This is a genomic window from Croceibacterium ferulae, from assembly GCF_003660445.1.
Classification (GTDB): domain Bacteria; phylum Pseudomonadota; class Alphaproteobacteria; order Sphingomonadales; family Sphingomonadaceae; genus Croceibacterium; species Croceibacterium ferulae.
Genome location: NZ_QZVQ01000001.1, coordinates 129535 through 148152, shown reverse-complemented (window position 1 = coordinate 148152; position 18618 = coordinate 129535). Strand labels below are relative to the sequence as shown.

Annotated in this window: 18 protein-coding genes and 1 tRNA gene; 11 read left to right on the top strand and 8 right to left on the bottom strand. The window is 68.7% G+C overall.

What is annotated here, in order from left to right:
- Positions 1-27: 27 nt before the first annotated feature.
- Both D5S08_RS00640 and D5S08_RS00635 read left to right on the top strand, forming a co-directional pair.
- Positions 28-489 carry a 2'-5' RNA ligase family protein gene (locus D5S08_RS00640; RefSeq protein WP_121114496.1) on the top strand — a complete coding sequence of 154 codons (462 nt, stop codon included), beginning with the start codon at positions 28-30 and terminating at the stop codon, positions 487-489.
- 65 nt (positions 490-554) lie between these two features.
- Positions 555-631: transfer RNA gene (locus D5S08_RS00635), tRNA-Met, on the top strand.
- Between the two features lie 60 nt (positions 632-691).
- On the opposite strand, the gene D5S08_RS00630 is transcribed toward D5S08_RS00635, so the two are convergent.
- The 3 genes from D5S08_RS00630 to argJ all read right to left on the bottom strand — a co-directional run bounded on the left by D5S08_RS00630 (position 692) and on the right by argJ (position 3554).
- Positions 692-1450, bottom strand: a complete 759-nt coding sequence (locus tag D5S08_RS00630; RefSeq protein ID WP_241557139.1) for a siderophore-interacting protein — start codon at positions 1448-1450, stop codon at positions 692-694.
- Between the two features lie 83 nt (positions 1451-1533).
- The gene (locus tag D5S08_RS00625) at positions 1534-2331 is read right to left on the bottom strand and encodes an inositol monophosphatase family protein (RefSeq protein WP_121114494.1); all 798 of its coding nucleotides are present in this window, start codon (positions 2329-2331) and stop codon (positions 1534-1536) included.
- Entirely contained in the window at positions 2328-3554 is a 1227-nt protein-coding gene (argJ, locus tag D5S08_RS00620) for a bifunctional glutamate N-acetyltransferase/amino-acid acetyltransferase ArgJ (protein WP_121114492.1), read from the bottom strand. The genes D5S08_RS00625 and argJ overlap by 4 nt, the downstream gene beginning before the upstream one ends.
- Before the next feature lie 90 nt (positions 3555-3644).
- Here argJ and D5S08_RS00615 point away from each other — a divergent pair, with 90 nt between their 5' ends.
- The 9 genes from D5S08_RS00615 to ligA all read left to right on the top strand — a co-directional run bounded on the left by D5S08_RS00615 (position 3645) and on the right by ligA (position 15015).
- Entirely contained in the window at positions 3645-3908 is a 264-nt protein-coding gene (locus D5S08_RS00615; protein WP_126665461.1) for a hypothetical protein, read from the top strand.
- A gap of 131 nt (positions 3909-4039) precedes the next feature.
- Positions 4040-6790 (top strand): preprotein translocase subunit SecA, encoded by a 2751-nt coding sequence (gene secA, locus D5S08_RS00610; RefSeq protein ID WP_121114488.1) that lies wholly within the window; start codon positions 4040-4042, stop codon positions 6788-6790.
- A 35-nt stretch (positions 6791-6825) separates the two neighbouring features.
- Positions 6826-7281 (top strand): hypothetical protein, encoded by a 456-nt coding sequence (locus D5S08_RS00605; RefSeq protein WP_121114486.1) that lies wholly within the window; start codon positions 6826-6828, stop codon positions 7279-7281.
- Between the two features lie 60 nt (positions 7282-7341).
- Entirely contained in the window at positions 7342-9159 is a 1818-nt protein-coding gene (gene lepA / locus D5S08_RS00600) for a translation elongation factor 4 (protein WP_121114484.1), read from the top strand.
- A gap of 59 nt (positions 9160-9218) precedes the next feature.
- Complete coding sequence (locus D5S08_RS00595; RefSeq protein WP_121114482.1) at positions 9219-10025, top strand: outer membrane protein assembly factor BamD; 807 nt, start codon at positions 9219-9221, stop codon at positions 10023-10025.
- A 69-nt stretch (positions 10026-10094) separates the two neighbouring features.
- The gene (recN, locus tag D5S08_RS00590; protein ID WP_121114480.1) at positions 10095-11774 is read left to right on the top strand and encodes a DNA repair protein RecN; all 1680 of its coding nucleotides are present in this window, start codon (positions 10095-10097) and stop codon (positions 11772-11774) included.
- 2 nt (positions 11775-11776) lie between these two features.
- Entirely contained in the window at positions 11777-12427 is a 651-nt protein-coding gene (locus D5S08_RS00585) for a hypothetical protein (protein ID WP_121114478.1), read from the top strand.
- A 6-nt stretch (positions 12428-12433) separates the two neighbouring features.
- Positions 12434-12916 carry a hypothetical protein gene (locus tag D5S08_RS00580; RefSeq protein ID WP_121114476.1) on the top strand — a complete coding sequence of 161 codons (483 nt, stop codon included), beginning with the start codon at positions 12434-12436 and terminating at the stop codon, positions 12914-12916.
- Positions 12917-12927: 11 nt separating this feature from the next.
- Positions 12928-15015: an NAD-dependent DNA ligase LigA gene (gene ligA / locus D5S08_RS00575; protein WP_241557138.1), complete on the top strand. Its 2088-nt coding sequence runs from the start codon at positions 12928-12930 to the stop codon at positions 15013-15015.
- A gap of 47 nt (positions 15016-15062) precedes the next feature.
- Here the strand turns inward: ligA and D5S08_RS00570 are convergent, their stop codons facing one another.
- From D5S08_RS00570 to D5S08_RS00550, 5 genes are read right to left on the bottom strand one after another with little or no spacing between them, the layout of a single operon-like run.
- Positions 15063-15323 carry a hypothetical protein gene (locus tag D5S08_RS00570; protein WP_121114474.1) on the bottom strand — a complete coding sequence of 87 codons (261 nt, stop codon included), beginning with the start codon at positions 15321-15323 and terminating at the stop codon, positions 15063-15065.
- Between the two features lie 54 nt (positions 15324-15377).
- Positions 15378-16082 (bottom strand): DUF2459 domain-containing protein, encoded by a 705-nt coding sequence (locus D5S08_RS00565; protein ID WP_241557137.1) that lies wholly within the window; start codon positions 16080-16082, stop codon positions 15378-15380.
- Positions 16052-16969, bottom strand: a complete 918-nt coding sequence (locus tag D5S08_RS00560) for a 50S ribosomal protein L11 methyltransferase (RefSeq protein ID WP_121114472.1) — start codon at positions 16967-16969, stop codon at positions 16052-16054. Before D5S08_RS00560 ends, D5S08_RS00565 begins: the two co-directional genes overlap by 31 nt.
- The gene (bla, locus tag D5S08_RS00555) at positions 16966-17859 is read right to left on the bottom strand and encodes a subclass B3 metallo-beta-lactamase (RefSeq protein WP_121114470.1); all 894 of its coding nucleotides are present in this window, start codon (positions 17857-17859) and stop codon (positions 16966-16968) included. The genes D5S08_RS00560 and bla overlap by 4 nt, the downstream gene beginning before the upstream one ends.
- On the bottom strand, positions 17849-18565 hold the full coding sequence (locus tag D5S08_RS00550; RefSeq protein WP_121114468.1) for an SDR family NAD(P)-dependent oxidoreductase: 717 nt from the start codon (positions 18563-18565) through the stop codon (positions 17849-17851). Before D5S08_RS00550 ends, bla begins: the two co-directional genes overlap by 11 nt.
- Positions 18566-18618 lie beyond the last annotated feature (53 nt).

The window sequence follows — 18618 nt, the reverse complement described above, 5'->3', positions numbered from 1 at the left end:
ATCCTGACGGCCGAGCTTCCCCCCGCCATGCAGGCGCGCATGAACGCCCTGCGCCAGGCGCATTTCCCGCCGGAGCGCAACCACCTGGCCGCGCATGTCACCCTGTTCCATGCCCTGCCGCCATCCTGCGAGGAGGAACTGCGCCAGGAACTGACGCGCCTGGCTGCCGGGCCGGCGCCGGAGGGGCAAGTGGAGGGGGTGATGTCCCTGGGGCGTGGCACGGCGATCCGGCTTTCCAGCCCGGCCCTGATCGGCTTGCGGGAGGAGCTGGCGGAACGGTTCTGGCCGCTGCTCAGCGCGCAGGACCAGCACCGCCCGCGACTGCATGTGACGGTGCAGAACAAGGTGACGGCGGAGGCGGCCAGGGCTCTGCAGGCGCAGCTTGGGCCGGCGATCCGGGCGGAGACGTTCCGCTTTTCCGGGCTCGGCCTGCATGTCTATGCCGGCGGTCCCTGGCACTATGTAAAAAGCTGGTCTTTTCGCGGTTGACCAATGCGCAGGTGCGCCGTACATCGCCGCCTCGCCAGTGCTGCAGCGCAGCGCGGCGCGCCCTGGGCGGAGTAGCTCAGCCGGTTAGAGCAGCGGAATCATAATCCGCGTGTCGGGGGTTCGAGTCCCTCCTCCGCTACCAGGGCCCTTCCAAGAACAAGCACTTGGCGCCGCAGTCCTCTCGGCGCTGCCGGCCCGCGTTTCAGGCGGGCGCCGCTGCCAGATCGGCTTGCTTGACCTCCCGGTGGCGGTCCTCCGTGCTGCCTGCCTGCCAGTAGCTTGAGATATACAGCCGCTCGAGGCCGAGGCCGCGTTCCTCGCGCAGATAGGTCCGCATCGCGCGCATGGCGGCGAACTCGCATGCTACCCAGGCGTAGACCGACCCGGCGGGCCATTCCTGGGCCCGCAGCGTGCGGGCGAGCAGTTCGGGGTCGCTGCCGGGTTCCTTGACCAGCCAGGCGATCTTTACGCCCGCCGGACAGGGCAGATCCTGCCGGTCGGCCGCCTCGCTGATCTCGATCGCGACAAAGCCGCGCGCCTCGGCGGGCAGGGCGGCCAGGTTGACGCTGATCGCCGGCAGCGAGGTCATGTCACCCGCGATCAGGTAGAAGTCGTGCCCCGGCGGCAGCGGCTTGGCCACGCCGGGACCACCCACCTCCAGCAGCTCGGCTGCCCGTGCGCCCACCGCCCAGCGGGTCGCCGGGCCTGCATGGCCCTGTGCGTCCGCATGCAGCGCAAAATCGACGTCCAGTTCGCCATCCCGCTGGCCACTGATCGTATAGGTCCGCACGCAGGGCTTTCCGGCATTGGACGGCAGCCGCAACTTCAGATAGCCGCCCGCCTGCCCAGCCGGGAATCCCGCCAGACCCGGGCCGCCCAGGGTGACGCGAAGCATGTTGGGCGTGATCGCCCGCTTGGCGATGACGGTGAGCGGGCGAGGGGCGGGGCGGGCAGCGGCCAAGTCATTGTCCTTGTTGACGATATGCTCGCCTCACCTAGTGCCTTGCTGCTGCAATTCAATCGCAAAGCGTCAGGGAGTGTCGGTTACAGTGCGTTCAGACGGTCCGCCATCTGCTGCCAGATCGCGGGGCTGGCGGCAGCGATCAGGCCCCGCCGGTCCCATTCGTCCACGCGGTAGGGGCTGCCATCATTGCGCGCTGCCTTGCCGCCGGCCTCTTCCAGCCACAGCGTGCCCGCCGCATGGTCCCAGGCCAGCGTCCGTTCGAAGATCGAGACGTCATTGGTGCCCAGCGCCAGGCGGGGATATTGCTCCGCCGCGCAATAGGGGATGTCGGCCAGCGTGTAATGCGGACCCAGGCCGTCCAGCACGCGCTGTCGGTGGGCGTCGTCCAGGAAGATCAGGGAGATCGCCGCGACGGGCACGTCGGCGCCGGTGGTGCGGGCGGTGATCCGCTCCCCATCCACGAAGGCGCCGCCCGCGCGATGCGCGGCGCAGAACCGTTCGGTCAGGCAGTCGAAGATCCAGCCCGATTGCACCAGGCCGCCATCAGCCCGCGCGATCATGATGCCGAAGGGCGGCTGCCCGCTGGCAAAGTTGCGGGTGCCGTCGATCGGGTCGACGATCCAGCATGGGCCGCGCAGCTGCTCGATCGCGGTGGCATCGGCGAAGGTGGCTTCCTCCCCCACATGGCCGATGCCCGGCTCCAGTTTTGCCAGCGCCTCGAACAGCGCGATCTCAGCCTCCTTGTCGGCGATGGTGACGGGATCGTTGCCACCCTTGTCCTCCACCTCGCCCTCCTGCAGGTTGCGATAGCGGGGCAGGATGATGCGTTCGGTCACGTCCCGGCACAGCGCCAGGATCTCTCGGTCGAGCATGCTCATGATCGGTAATCCGCGTTGATGGCGATGTAGCCATGGGTGAGGTCGCAGGTCCAGACGACGGCTTGGCCGTCACCCAGGCCCAGATCGACGGCGACGGCAATTTCCCGCCCCTTCAGATGTTCGGCCACGGGCGCCTCGTCATAATCGGCCAGCGGCTGCCCCTCGCGCGCCATCCAGTGGCCGCCGAAGCCGATGGACAGGCGGTCGCGATCGGCCGGCTCGCCCGCCTTGCCCACCGCCATGACCACGCGGCCCCAATTGGCATCCTCCCCGGCGATGGCGGTCTTCACCAGCGGCGAGTTGGCGATGGCCAGGCCGATGCGGCGCGCGCTGTCGTCGCTGGTGGCGCCGGTCACGCGCACCTCGATCAGCTTCTGCGCGCCTTCGCCATCGCGCACCACCAACAGGGCAAGCTGGCGGCAGATGTCGGCCAGCGCGGCGGCGAAGGCATCCGCGCCCTCGCTGTCGAACCCGGCCAGCGGCGCATTGCCGGCGGCGCCGGTGGCAAAGGCCAGCACCGTGTCGCTGGTGGAGGTGTCGCTGTCGACCGTTATGCAGCTGAAGGTGCGCGCGTTCGCGGCGGACAGGCACTGTTGCAGGAAGGCGGGCTCCACCGCGGCATCGGTGAAGATGTAGCCCAGCATGGTTGCCATGTCGGGCGCGATCATGCCGCTGCCCTTGATGATGCCCGCCAGCGTCACCGTGCGCCCGCCGATCACCGCCTGCGCCACCGCGCCCTTGGTGAAGGTGTCGGTGGTGCCGATGGTCTCGGCCGCTTCCTCCCACGAACAGGGTGCGGCGGTCAGGGCGGCCTCGATGCCGGCCTGCGCCTTGTCGCGCGGCAGGGGCACGCCGATCACGCCGGTGGAGGAGACGAACACCTCCTCGCGCGCGCAGCCGAGATGGTCGGCGACCTGCGCCATGATCCCTTCCACCGCCTCCCGCCCGCGATAGCCGGTGAAGGCGTTGGAATTGCCGGCATTCACCACCAGCGCGCGGGCGCGGCCAGCCTGCGCCTGTTCGCGGCCCAGCTCCACCTCGCTGGAACAGCAGACATTCTTCGTGAACAGTCCGGCGACGGCGGTGCCCGGTGCCAGTTTGGCATAGGTCAGGTCGGCCCGGTCCCACTCCTTGTACCGCGCCCGGGCGATCCGCAGCGTGACGCCGGCGATCGGCGGAATGGCGGGGAAGGGCTGGGCGAGCGGGGAGCGGGCGAGATCCATTGCCCCTGCCCATACCGGCACGTCCGTCCCGGGTAAACGCGCCTGTTGCCATCTGGACGAAGCGGTCGAGGTGCCCTATTTCCGCGACCGATGATCCGCCACCTTCTGACTTTGCTGGCCTTGTGCGCCGGTTTTGCCGCGATCGGTACGCCTGCGCATGCGGTGCAGGTGGTGGAAGCGGCGGACCAGGTGGCGGCTTCGGCCACGGCCTCGGCGCCGATTGCGGTCGCCCGCCTGATCGGCGCGGCACCTGCGGCACGGTGGGTGCAGGAGCGGTCCCGCCCGGCACTGTACCTTCTGCCGGTCAGCCGCGTGCCGACCGTCTACCTGCAGGCTGACCGCGCGCGCGAGTAGCGCGCCTTACGCATCCTATCGACGCTCGCCCCGCTGTCGGGCGTCCTTCGCAGGCCGCGCCATGCCGCGCCTGCCGCTCACCATATTCAGGCCGCCGCCGCGCCGCCGCACCTACATCCCAAGGATCATCCATGTTCCATTCGCTCGCCAAGTCGCTGTTCGGTTCGGCCAATGAACGCCATGTCAAAAGCCTGCTGAAGATCGTCGACCAGATCAACGCGCTGGAGCCCGAGATCCAGGCGATGGACGATGCCACGCTGCAGGGGCAGACCGCCAAGTTCCGCGAGCAGCTGGCCGCCGGCAAGACGATGGACGACATCCTGCCCGAAGCCTTCGCCACCGTGCGGGAGGCGTCGCGCCGGGTCATGGGCATGCGCCATTTCGACGTGCAGATGGTCGGCGGCATCGTGCTGCACCGGGGCGAGATCGCGGAGATGCGCACGGGCGAGGGCAAGACCCTGGTGGCGACGCTCGCCACCTATCTGAACGCGCTGCCGGGCAAGGGCGTGCATGTCGTCACCGTCAACGATTACCTCGCCAGCCGTGACGCGCAGACCATGGGCCGGCTGTATGGCTGGCTGGGGCTGACCACCGGCGTGATCGTGCCCAACCTGCCGGAGCACGTGCGGCGCGAAGCCTACGCCGCCGACATCACTTACGGCACGAATAACGAATTCGGCTTCGACTACCTGCGCGACAACATGAAGCAGGAACGCAGCCAGCAGGTCCACCGCCCCTTCAACTACGCCATCGTGGACGAGGTCGACTCCATCCTGATCGACGAGGCGCGCACCCCGCTGATCATCTCCGGCCCGACAGAGGACAAGAGCGACCTCTACGTCTCCCTGGATGCGGTGGTGAAGGAGCTGGAGCCCGAATATTACGAGGCGGACGAGAAGTCGCGCAACGTCTCCCTGACGGAAGACGGCACCGAGGAGGTGGAGCGCCGCCTCGCCGCCGCCGGCCTGCTGGCGACCGACAACCTCTACGATGTCGAGAACACGATGGTCGTCCACCATCTGGACCAGGCGCTGAAGGCGGTGGTCATGTTCAAGCGCGACATCGACTACATCGTGAAGGACGGCAAGGTCGTCATCATCGATGAATTCACCGGCCGCATGATGGATGGCCGGCGCTGGTCGAACGGCCTGCATCAGGCGGTCGAGGCGAAGGAGGGCGTGAAGATCGAGCCCGAGAACCAGACCATGGCCTCGATCACCTTCCAGAACTATTTCCGCATGTATCCCAAGCTGTCCGGCATGACCGGCACCGCCGCGACCGAGGCGATGGAGTTCTGGGACATCTACAAGCTGAACGTGGTCGAGATCCCCACCAACGTGCCGGTGCAGCGGATCGACGAGGAGGACGAGTTCTACAAGAACACGCAGGACAAGTTCCGCGCCATCGCCAAGGCCATCCGCGAGAAGAACGAGATCGGCCAGCCGGTGCTGGTCGGTACGGTCAGCATCGAGAAATCCGAACTGCTCAGCCGCTTCCTGACGGAGGAAGGCGTGAAGCACGAGGTGCTGAACGCCCGCATGCACGAGCGGGAGGCGCATATCGTGGCGCAGGCCGGGCGGCTGGGCGCGGTGACCATCGCCACCAACATGGCGGGCCGCGGTACCGACATCCAGCTGGGCGGCAATGTCGAATTCACGATCGAGGACGAGCTGCGCGACATGCCCGAAGGGCCGGAGCGCGACGCAGCGATCGACCGCATCAAGGCGACCATCTCCGCCGAGCGGGAGCAGGTGCGTGCCGCCGGCGGCCTGTTCGTGCTGGGCACCGAACGGCACGAAAGCCGCCGGATCGACAACCAGCTGCGCGGCCGGTCCGGCCGGCAGGGCGATCCCGGCCTGTCGCGCTTCTACCTGTGCCTGGAGGATGATTTGCTGCGCATCTTCGGCCCCGACACGCTGTTCTCCAAGATGCTGAACAGCAATCTGGGCGAGGGCGAGGCGATCGGCTCCAAGTGGCTGAGCAAGGCCATCGAGCAGGCGCAGAAGAAGGTCGAGGCGCGCAATTACGAATCGCGCAAGCAGGTCGTCGAATACGACAACGTCATGAACGACCAGCGCAAGGTGATCTACGAACAGCGCGCCGAGGTCATGGATGCGCAAGCCGTGGACGATGTGGTCCACGACATGCGGCAGGATGCGATCAACACCATGGTCGCCAATGCCTGCCCGCCGGGCTCCTATCCCGAACAGTGGGACTTGGCCGGGCTGAAGGAGAAGGCCGACGACGTGCTGGGCCTCGACCTGCCGATCGACGCCTGGCTGAACGAGGAAGCGATCGAGCCCGAACTGATCGAGGAACGGATCGTCGCCATGGCGGACGAGAAGATGGCCGCCAAGCTGGACGGCCTCGACCCGCAGATCTGGCGCTCGGTGGAAAAGGGCGTGCTGATCGAGCGGCTGGACCACAACTGGAAGGAGCATCTGGCCACGCTGGACGCGCTGCGCCAGGTGGTGTTCCTGCGTGCCTACGCCCAGAAGACGCCGCTGAACGAATACAAGCAGGAGGCGTTCGGCCTGTTCGAATCCATGCTGGAAGGCATCCGCACCGACGTGACCCGCGTGCTGATGAAGAGCGAGCTGCGCATGCCGCAGCCGGTCGCCCCGCCGCCGCTGCCCGAACTGCCGGACTTCCTGACCGGCCATATCGATCCGCTGTTCGGCACGGACGACAGCGACAATTCGAGCCGCGCCACGGGTCAGGAGGCGTTCCTGGGTTCGCTCGCCGGATCGCCGACGGCGGCCAGCGGGCCGGGCGGCGCGAACATGGACGATCCGTGGGCCGGGCAGGAGATCAGCCGCAACGCCCCATGCCCCTGCGGCTCCGGCAACAAGTACAAGCACTGCCACGGCGCCCACGCCTGAGCAACCGCCGCAACACCCCGCGCCGCCGCAAGCCCATGCAGCCATACCTGCGCCTCCCCGCCTTCCTCCCGGTCCCGCTTCGCGCCCGCCGCGACGGCTGGACCCCGGCGCGACAAGCCCGCTTCATCGGCCTCCTCGCCCAGACCGGCTGCGTGCGCAAAGCCGCGCAGATGATCGGCCTCAGCCGCGAAAGCGCCTACCGCCTGCGCCGCCACCCCGCCGCCGGCTCCTTCATCGCCGCCTGGACCACCGCGCTCACCGGCCGCACACAGCCCCGCTGGAAGTTCACAGGGGGCGATCGCCTGCCGCTGGCCATCACCGGCACGCTGCAGCCGCGCATGTGGCGCGGCATCTACAAGGGGGTGCAGCGCAAGTTCAGCGATTCCGCGCTTCTCGCCGCCATCGCCGATCTCGATCGCGCCACCGCGCCCGCCACCAACAACCCGCTCGCCGACCCGCAGGTGCGCGCACTTTTCGGCCGTTTGCTGTAAACATCGCGGGCGCGCGCCAGACCACTCCCCAAGGCGGGCACACGCTGCTATCGGCGCGCGATGACCGAGCTTTCCCGCATCCGCAACTTCTCCATCATCGCGCATATCGACCATGGCAAGTCCACGCTGGCGGATCGCCTGATTCAGTTCACCGGCGGCCTGACCGATCGCGAGATGAGCGAGCAGGTGCTGGACAACATGGATATCGAGAAGGAGCGCGGCATCACCATCAAGGCGCAGACCGTGCGCCTCAGCTACACCGCCAGCGATGGCGAGACCTATGCGCTGAACCTGATGGACACGCCCGGCCATGTCGACTTCGCCTATGAGGTCAGCCGGTCGCTGGCCGCCTGCGAGGGCGCGCTGCTGGTGGTGGATGCGGCGCAGGGCGTGGAGGCGCAGACGCTGGCCAATGTGTACCAGTCGATCGAGCACGATCACGAGATCGTTTCCGTCATCAACAAGATCGACCTGCCCGCGGCCGAGCCGGAGAAGGTGCGGGCGGAGATCGAGGACATCATCGGCCTGGACGCCAGCGATGCGGTGCTGGCATCCGCCAAGTCGGGCATCGGCATCCAGGACATACTGGAGGCGGTGGTCCGCAAGATCCCGGCCCCGTCCGGCGACCCGAAGGCGCCGCTGAAGGCCATGCTGGTGGACAGCTGGTACGACCCCTATCTGGGCGTCGTCATCCTGGTGCGCGTGATCGACGGCTCGATCCGCAAGGGGATGCAGGTGAAGTTCATGCAGGGCGGCACCGAGCACCTGGTGGACCGCGTCGGCTGCTTCACCCCCAAGCGGGAGGAACTGCCGGAGATCGGCACGGGCGAGATCGGCTTCATCACCGCGCAGATCAAGGAGGTGGAGCAGGCCCGCGTCGGCGACACCATCACCACCGTGAAGAACGGCGCGAAGGAAGCTCTCGCCGGCTACAAGGAAGTGCAGCCGGTGGTGTTCTGCGGCCTGTTCCCGGTCGACGCCGCCGATTTCGAAAAGCTGCGCGAAAGCATCGGCAAGCTGCGGCTGAACGATGCCAGCTTCTCCTACGAGATGGAGACCAGCGCGGCGCTCGGCTTCGGTTTCCGCTGCGGCTTTCTGGGCCTGCTGCATCTGGAGATCATCCAGGAACGGCTGAGCCGCGAATATGATCTGGACCTGATTACCACTGCGCCGTCCGTGGTCTATCGCATCCAGCTGCGCGCCAGCCGGACGGAGGACGCGGCCGAGATCCTGCTGCACAATCCGGCCGACTATCCCGATCCCAGCCGGATCGAGACGATCGAGGAACCGTGGATCAAGGCCACGATCTACACGCCCGACGAATATCTCGGCTCCATCCTGAAGCTGTGCCAGGACCGGCGCGGCATCCAGACGGAGCTGACTTACGTGGGCGGCCGCGCACAGGTCAGCTACGAACTGCCGCTGAACGAGGTCGTGTTTGACTTCTACGATCGGTTGAAGAGCATCAGCCGCGGCTATGCCAGCTTCGATTACGAGCAGATCGGCCTGCGCGAGGGCGACCTCGTGAAGATGAGCATCCTGGTCAACAACGAGCCGGTCGACGCGCTCAGCCTGATCGTCCACCGTGCCGTGGCGGAAGAACGCGGGCGCGGCATGTGCGAGCGGCTGAAGGACCTGATCCCGCGTCACCTGTTCAAGATCCCGATCCAGGCGGCGATCGGCGGCAAGGTCATCGCGCGCGAGACCATCGCCGCGCTGCGCAAGGACGTGACCGCCAAATGCTATGGCGGCGACATCAGCCGCAAGAAGAAGCTGCTGGAAAAGCAGAAGAAGGGCAAGGCGCGGATGCGCGAATATGGCAACGTCTCGATCCCGCAGGAAGCGTTCATCGCCGCGCTGCGGATGGGCGAGGAATGAGGGTGCCGGCCCGCGTCACTTCACTTGGCGTTCACGCGAGGCGCGGCTATAGCGCAGCCATGAACCTGCGTCGTCTGTCCTTCGCCATCCTCGCCCCCGCAATCGTCCTGTCAGGCTGCGGCGGGGGCCGCGATGGCGGCAGCGGCGTGGACACCGCCTATGTCGCGCGGGATGTGGAATCGCTCTACACCGCGGCGAAGGACCGGCTGGACCGTGGCGACACGCTGCGCGCCGCCGCCCTGTTCGACGAGGTGGAGCGCCAGCATCCCTACTCGCCCTGGGCGCGCCGGGCCCAGTTGATGAGCGCCTTCACCTATTACCTGCAGCGCGACTACAACAAGGCGATCCAGTCGGCGCAGCGTTTCCTGTCGATCCATCCGGGCAACAAGGATGCGCCTTACGCCTATTACCTGATCGCCATGTCCTATTACGAGCAGATCAGCGACGTGGACCGCGACCAGCGCATCACGGAACAGGCGCTGACCGCGCTGACCGAAGTGCAGCGCCGCTATCCGCAGAGCGAATATGCCTCCGACGCCCGGCTGAAGGTCGATCTGGTCAACGATCACCTTGCGGGCAAGGACATGGAGATCGGCCGCTTCTACCAGCGGGCCGGCAACTGGCTGTCGGCGCAGGTCCGGTTCCAGAACGTGGTGGAAAACTACCAGACCACCAGCCACGCGGCAGAGGCGCTGTACCGCCTGACGGAAACCAGCCTGGCGCTGGGCATCCCGGTGGAAGCGCAGAAATATTCGGCCGTGCTGGGCGCGAACTATCCGGGCAGCGACTGGTACAAGAAGGCCTTCGCCCTGATGGAAAAGCATGCGCCGGAGGCCGAGGCGCAGCTGGCTGCGATCAGCGGCTGATCGCCTGCCGCGCCTGCATGTATCGCAGGTGACGCGGCACCTTTGATGCATTAGAACGGTTGGTGAACGATGCTCACCGCCCTCGCCATCCGCAACGTCGTCCTGATCGAAGGGCTGGACCTGACTTTCGGTCCGGGCCTTGGCGTGCTGACGGGGGAGACGGGCGCGGGCAAGTCCATCCTGCTGGACGCACTGGGCCTGGTGCTGGGCAACCGGGCGGAGACGCTGCTGGTGCGCGCCGGCACGGACCAGGCCAATGTCACCGCCACCTTCGAATTCGCCGCCCTGCCGCCGCTGATCGCGGAGGCTCTGGCCGAGGCCGAGGTGGAGGCGGAGCCGGGCGAGCCGCTGATCCTGCGCCGCCGGGTGCGCGCCGATGGCGGGTCCAAGGCGTTCATCAACGACCAGCCCGTCGGCGCCGCCCTGCTGCGGCAGATCGCCCCTGCGCTGGTGGAACTGCACGGGCAGCACGATGATCGCGGCCTGGTCAATCCGCGCGGCCACCGGGCCTTGCTGGACCGCTATGCCGGGGGCGAGGTCGCCGGGGTGGAGCAGGCCTGGGCCGCATGGCGCGATGCCGAGGGGCGGCTGGCCACCGCGCGGGCGGCGGTGGAGGCCGCACGGGCCGAGCAGGACCTGCTGCTGGCTCACCTGGCCGAACTCACCACCGCCGAACCGCAGGCGGGGGAGGAGCAGCAGCTCGCCTTGCGCCGGGCCGACATGCAGCGGGGCGAGCGGCTGGCGGGTGACCTCGATGCGCTGCGCCAGGTGTGGGACGGGTCGGACTCCGCACTCGCCCAGCTGCGCATCGCCGCGCGCCGGCTGGACCGGATCGCCGGCGAGCATCCGCTGCTGAACGAAACGCTGGCGGCACTGGACCGAGCCGTGATCGAGGCGGGCGAGGCGGAGGACAAGCTGAACGAGGCGGCGGAGGCACTGGCCTTCGACCCGAATGAACTCGACCGGGTGGAGACCCGCCTGTTCGATCTGCGCGCGCTGGCCCGCAAGCATGGTTGTGAGCCCGACGACCTGCCTGGCCGAATGCAGCAGATGCGCACTGCACTGGACGCGATCGAGGCCGGCGATGCCGAGATCGCCGGGCTGGTGGCCGAAGCCGGACGCACCGGCGCCGCCTATCGCGCGGCGGCCGAGGCACTGCATGCCACGCGGCTGTCCGCCGCCGTCCGGCTGGATGCGGCGGTCGCGGCGGAGCTGGCGCCGCTGCGGCTGGATGCCGCGCGCTTCCGCACGGCTGTGACCGCCTTGCCGGAAGAGCGCTGGGGGCCGCAGGGCATGGATGCGGTGGAGTTCCTGATCGCCACCAACCCCGGGGCGCCCTTCGCACCCTTGAACAAGATTGCCAGCGGCGGCGAACTGTCGCGCTTCATCCTGGCGCTGAAGGTCGCGCTGGCCGAGCAGGGCGGCGCGGCCACGATCATCTTCGACGAGATCGACCGGGGCGTGGGCGGCGCGGTCGCCAGCGCCATCGGTGAGCGTCTGGCGCGGCTGGCTGGTCCTGCCGGCGGCGGTGGCGGGCAGTTGCTGGCGGTGACGCACAGCCCGCAGGTCGCCGCCCGCGGGGGCACGCATTACCTCATCGCCAAGTCCAGCGAAGGCGTCGTGACCCGCACCTCCGTCACCCTGCTTGACGAAGCCGGCCGGCAGGAGGAGATCGCGCGCATGCTGTCGGGCGCGGAGATCACCAGCGAAGCGCGCGCGCAGGCCGAACGTTTGCTGGAAGGGGTCTGATCGTGAGTGTCGAGGTGGTCGCCGGCGATTATCGGCGCGACGGATATCAGCATCTGCGGGCCCTGATCCCGGCGGAAGTGGCGCGAGGCCTGCTTGCCCGCATGCGGACCGATTTTCACCGGCAGGGCGTGGATCTGGCCCGGTTGCAGCAGCAGGGGCCGCTGCTGGCCTCTCCGGCAATCGAGCTGTACGGCCACCATTACGCCCCCTTCGCCACCTTCCACTGGGGCCTGACAGCGGCGGTGGAGCAGCTGGTCGGGGCATCGCTGCTGCCCAGCTACTGCTACTTCCGGGTCTACCGGCAGGGGGACATCTGCCGCGTGCATGGCGACCGGCCATCGTGCCAGCACAGCCTGTCCCTGACGCTCGCCTATGCGGACGATATCGCCTGGCCGCTGGAGGTCGCGCGCGAGCCGATCGCCGAGCCTTACCAGCGCGCCGATACCGGCTTCCGGACGGAGGATCGCGCTGCATCCGTGTCGATGGCGGCGGGCGATGCGGTGCTGTATCAGGGCGTGCATCACCATCACGGGCGTACGGCGCCGAACCCGAACCGGTGGTCCGCGCACCTGTTCCTGCACTGGGTGGATCGTGCGGGCCCGTTCGCCGACAATGCCTTCGACGGCGCCGTGCCGCCACAAGTGGATTTCTGACCAGCCATGCCCTCTTTCAAGATCCTGCTGGCCATCCCCTTATGCGCCCTCGCTGGCCTGCCCGGCTGCGCGCCGCCCATGCGTGATGCGTCCGCGCCGGCCCTGGCGCAGGATCGCGCAGCCTTCGGGGCCGCGCTGCTGGAGCGGGCACTGGCCGGGTTCTTTGATGGGCCGGGTGCCGCGGCGGACCCGCCGACGGTCTGCGTCGAACTGTCGCCAGGCGGATTGCCGGCAGAGCAGGAGAAGGCGCTGATGGCCCGCTTCCCTCGCCTCGCGCCGCGTGACCGGTGCGCGCAGGCACCGGGCCTGATGGACCGCATCACGGGCGAGCGCGCGGTGCTGCTGCAGGCCTATGGCTTTGCCTGCAGCGACCCCGACCATTGCACCGGCTGGACCAATGCCTCCGGCCAGCCCGCCACCCGCTGGACCATGCGCTGGCAGGAAGGCGGCTGGACCTTCGCGTCCGACCGGCGGTTGATTGCGCGATAGCCATGCCCGAGATGACCGAAGCTGATGCCGCCAACGAGTTGATGCGGCTGGCGCGCACCATCGCCCGCCACAACCGCCTGTACCATGCGCAGGATGCGCCCGAGATCAGCGATGCCGAGTATGACGCGCTGGTCCGCCGCAATGCGGAGCTGGAGGCGGCGTTTCCGCACCTCGTCCGCCCGGACTCGCCCAGCACCGCAGTCGGGCACGAGGTCGCAAGTTCGCCCTTGTCCAAGGTCACCCATGCCCAGCGCATGATGAGCCTGGACAATGCCTTCAGCGACGAGGAGGTGGCGGAGTTCGTCGCCCGCATCCGCCGGTTCCTCAGCCTGGCGGCGGAGGAGCCGCTGGCCTTCACAGCGGAAGACAAGATCGACGGGCTGTCCTGCTCGCTGCGTTACGAAGGCGGGCAGCTGGTCCTCGCCGCCACGCGCGGCGATGGCTCCGTGGGGGAGAACGTCACCGCCAATGTCGCGCATATCCCCGACATCCCGCAGCACCTGCCCACCGGCGCGCCCGACCTGTTCGAGGTGCGGGGCGAGGTCTACATGGAAAAACAGGCCTTTGCCGCGCTCAACGCAGGTCTGATGGACGATGCCCGCGCCAGCGGGGGCGAGGGGTTCGACGAAAGCGCCGTCCGCCAGTTCGCCACCCCCCGCAACGCCGCGGCGGGATCGCTGCGGCAGAAGGATCCGGCGATCACCGCCCGGCGCTCGCTGCGCTTCCTGGCCCATGGCTGGGGCGCGGTCAGCGCCCTGCCGGCGGACAGCCAGTTCAGGGTGATGCAGAGCTTGCGCGCTTGGGGCTTCCCGGTCTCGCCCGATCTGGTGCGGGTGGAGAGCACGCAGGCGCTGCTGGACCATTACCGCACCATCGGGGAGCGTCGGGCAGGGCTGCCCTATGATATTGACGGCGTGGTCTACAAGGTGGACAGTCTGGCCCTGCAACAGCGGCTGGGCTTCGTTGCCAAGGCGCCGCGCTGGGCCATGGCGCACAAGTTCCCGGCCGAACGCGCCGAGACCGAACTGCAGGCGATCGACATCCAGGTCGGCCGCACCGGCAAGCTGACGCCGGTCGGCCGGCTGGCGCCGGTGCTGGTCGGTGGCGTCACCGTCACCAATGTCACGCTGCACAATCGCGCCGAGATCGCGCGGCTGGGCGTGCGCCCCGGCGACCGGGTGGTGATCCAGCGCGCGGGCGACGTGATCCCGCAGGTGGTGGAGAACCTCACCCGTGAGGAGCCGCGAGACGCTTACACGTTCCCCGACCATTGCCCCGTCTGCGGCAGCGAAGCCGTCGCGGCGGAGGGCGAGGTCGATGTGCGCTGCACCGGCGGGCTGGTCTGCCGCGCGCAGGCATTCGAGCGGTTGCGCCATTTCGCCAGCCGGGCCGCGCTCGACATCGAAGGGCTGGGCGAGAAGACGATCGCCGAGTTCCTGGACCTCGGCTGGCTGGCGCATGGTCCGGCCGACATCTTCCGCTTGCACCGCCATCGGGCCGATCTGGTCGGGCGGGAAGGGTGGCAGGGCAAGTCTGTGGATAACCTGTTGGCGAATATTGAGGCGCACCGGCAGCCCGATGCCGCCCGGCTGCTGTTCGGCCTTGGCATTCGCCATGTCGGCGCGGTCACCGCGCGCGACCTGCTGAAGCATTTCGCCACGCTGCCGGCCTTGCGCACCGCGGCGGAGACGGCCCGTGCGGGCGACACGGATGCCGCGGCGGAGATGCTGGCCATCGACGGCGTCGGCCCCGTGGTGGTGGAGGCGCTGGGCGACTTCTTCCACGAACCGCACAATCGCGACCTGTGGGACGATCTGCTGGGCGAGGTCGACCCGCCGCCCTTCACGGTGGAGACACGCGACAGCGCGGTCGCCGGCAAGATCGTGGTGTTCACCGGCAAGCTGGAAACCATGAGCCGGGACGAGGCCAAGGCGCAAGCCGAACGGCTGGGCGCCCGTGCGGCCGGCACCGTCAGCGCCAAGACTGACCTGATCGTCGCGGGGCCGGGCGCTGGCTCCAAGCTGAAGAAGGCGGCCGAACTGGGCATCGAAGTAATCGACGAGGCGGCCTGGGCAGCGATCGTGGCTGCTGCGGGGTAGGTCCGGCCCGAGCTGCAAAACGGCTGTAAGGGGTGGGAAACGGACGTTTAGGGGGCCGGACTTGTCTGAACCCAGATTTGCGGAACTCCTCGCTCCCGCGCCCACTCTGTCGCTGCGGCGAGTGCCGCCTCAAGAGAAACATCGCTTTCTGGTAAGGAGGCATAAAAAACGCCTTTGCCCGACGTCTTGAAACCGTAGCCGCTGCCGAAGAAGCGACCATCATCGCTCGCCTCGATGATGAGCCACGGATCGTCGTCAGCTACTTCTGGCATCTGCTCGCCGGGGTGCAGGTGGTGGTATTCGACCATCGATCGGCTTTTCTCACGTTTTCGCAACGGGCGGCAATAGGTCGTAAGCGGCCCTCACCTTGGCATATCACCGCTGCGAACCTCAGGCACCCACTTCATCACCCCGCCGGCAACCGGCGTCCACCACCCGATGCGCACGCCCGCCGCCGCCAGCATGTCGCTAGTCCACTGGTTGCAGGTGTTGCGCACCGTGTAGTGTCCCGGGGCGTCATAGAACACGTCCTGCGGGCCATAGCCCGGATAATGCCGCGCCCCGGTCTGCGGCAGGCTGCGGCCGATCGCCGCGACCAGCCGGCGATATTCTTCGGGCCGCAGCACCAATGGGCGCAGGTTGGGGGAGGGAGCCGGGCGCACATAATGCGCCACATGCAGCAACCCGTCGCCACCCAGCCCGGCGATCCGTGCCACCGTGCCGGGGCGCAGGTCCCACCAGGTCGGCGTGTGGAGGAACACCTCCCGCTCTCCCCAGCTGATCGCCAGGTGGGTGTAGGGGCGCCCGGCAGCCGCGATGTGCTGCACGGGAAAGACCCGCCGCCAATCGGCCTGCTCGGTCACCAGCGGCAGCACCAGCGCGGTGTGGACGCCGTTGGTCTCCACCATGATGGTGACGCCGCGTGTCGGCGCCTGCCATCCGGCATTGCGCGGGATGGAGCTGCCGATCCCCGCCGTCAGTGCGAACAGCGCCACCGCCCCGGCCAGCACCAGTCCGGCCAGGCGGGTCCAGCGGATCAGGCGGGCTGCCAGCGGCGCCGCAGCCACAGGATCGACCAGTCGCCATTGACGATCCGCGCCGCCAGGCGGAAGCCCGCCGTGCGATAGGCGGCGCGCACGGCCGCCTCCTGCGTCTGCAGCAGGCCGGCCAGCACCAGATTGCCGCGCGGCGCGACCAGATCGGCGAAGTCGCCCGCCAGCCCGATCAGCGGCCCGGCCAGGATGTTGGCCATGATCAGGTCATAGGGCGCGCGCGCATGGATCAGCGGGTGGTCGGTTCCGGGTGCGGTCACCATTGCCAGCGCGCCGCGCGCGGTGCCCTGCGCGATGCCGTTCAGGCGGCAGTTCTCCGCCACCACGCCCTCGCACACCGCGTCGATGTCGCTGGCGGTGGCCTGGGCGCGCGGCCAGAGCGCCAGCGCGGCGAAGGCCAGCAGGCCGGTGCCGGTGCCGATGTCCACGCAATTGCGCACCATGGTGCCCCGTTGCTTCATGGCGTCGAGCATCGCCAGGCATCCGGCGGTGGTCGCATGCTGACCGGTGCCGAAGGCCTGCGCCGCGGGAATGGTGAAATTCACCACGCCGGGGGCGAAGTCGGCCGGGAAATCGGGCGTGTGCACATGGAAGCGGCCGGCGCGGATCGGGGTGACGCTGCGCTGCGTCTCTGTCACCCAGTCCGTCTCGGGCAGCTTCTCCGTCCGGATCTCCGGCGCGTCACCGCCGAACAGCCGGGCCAGCAGCTTGCGATCGGCCGCCGCGGGCCGTCGCGGCAGGTAGGCTTCCAGCTGCCAGTCGAGCGGCCGGTCTTCCGCCACTTCACTGCCGGTCAGCACCATGTCGCTGTCCCAGTCGCCGCTTTCCTCCATCCGCTCATGCGTCACCAGCGCCTGCCGCACGGCATCGCGGGGGGCATGGGCGAGCAATTTCCAGCTCATCGCGCGGCTTCTTTCGTCAGCCGCTCGTCGAGCGATCGGCGCTTGGTGTCGGCATAGGCGCGGCACTGGCCTTCGCCCGCCAGTTCGCCCGCCTGCAGCCGCTGCTTCATGCGGCTGGCCATCGGATGCGGGGTCAGCAGCAGGTCGCAGGGGAGGGCGGCCAGCCGGTCCAGCCCGGCGCGCATGCCTTCGACCAGCGCGGGGGCGTCCGTGAAGCGGTAGCCGTCTGCGCTGATGGGCGTCAGGCTGTCGGCATAGACGATCGTGCGGCAGACCTCGTCTTCGCAAGCCTGCCAGTGCCAGCTGAGCGCGCCCAGCGTATGGCCCGGCTGCGCGACCGGGGTCAGCGCCAGATCGCCCAGCCGCACCGGTTCGCCCGGTGTGACGGTGCCGTCTACCCGTGCGGGCGGAAAGATGTCGGCGATGGCGAATTGCGGGTCCGCCGGATCGGCCTTGCCGCTCGCCAGCACCGGCGCAGCCTCCGCCGAGGAGAGCAGGCGGGCGCCGGTCAGGCGCTGCAGCTCCGCCGTGCCGCCGACATGGTCGTGATGTTCGTGGCTCGTCAGCAACAGCTTGATGTCGGACAGCTTGAAGCCCAGTGCCTCGACATTGGCGGCAATCAGCGGGGCGCCGGCCTCGGTGCCGCCGTCGATCAGCACATGGCCGTCCTCGCCCGTCACCAGCAGCGCGGTGATGCCGCAGGTGCCCACATACCAGGTGTTGCCGTAGACGTGGAACGGCGGGCCGGGGCGATCCCACGAATCCTCGTCGGTGCAGCGCGCGGCCCAGGCGGCGCCGCGATCGGCAGAAGCGGCAGCTTCCGGCATGGAACCGGCGCTGGCGCAGCCCGCCAGCAGCAGCGTGGCCAGTGCGGCGATCCTAGCGGACATAGCTGGCGCCATTGGCATCGATGGTGGTGCCGGTCATGCTGGCGGGGGCATCCAGCGCGCAGAAGGTGGCGATGGCGGCGATCTCCTCCGGCTCCGCCACCCGGCCCAGCGGAATGTCGGCCAGCAGGCCCGGCCCGCCGCGGCTGGCCAGATAGTCGCCGGCCATGGCCGTGTCGGTGAAGCCCGGCGCCACGGCGAAGGACAGGATGCCCTGCGCGGCATAGGCCCGCGCGATGGTCTTGTGCAGCGCCAGCATCCCGCCCTTGGCCGCGGCATAGTGCCAGTGCGCCGGACTGTCGCCGCGATGGCCCGCGCGGCTGGCGACGTGGACGATGCGGCCGCCGCTCTCCCGTTCCTGCCAGTGGCGCACGGCGAAGCGGCTGAGCTGCGCGGCGGCGGTCAGGTTGATGCGCAGCGTGTCCTCCCACCCGTCCAGCCAGGCGATATCGCTGGTGTCCAGCGGGTTGGCGGCGAACAGGCCGGCATTGTTGACAAGCGCGTCGATCCGCCCGCCGGCCCGTTCCAGCGCGGTATGCCACAGCAGGTCGGGCGCGCCGGGTTCGCAGAAGTCGGCGGCGATCGTGTCGGCGTCCGCCGCCCTGGTGGCCTGGCCGATCACGCGAGCGCCGCGGTCGCGCAGTTGCGCGGCGATGGCGGCACCGATGCCGCGGCTGGAGCCGGTGACGAGGATGGTGAGCGTGTCCATATGGCGGGGCCCCTTACGCGATCCGGCGGTTGTGGCCAAGCGACAGCCTTGCC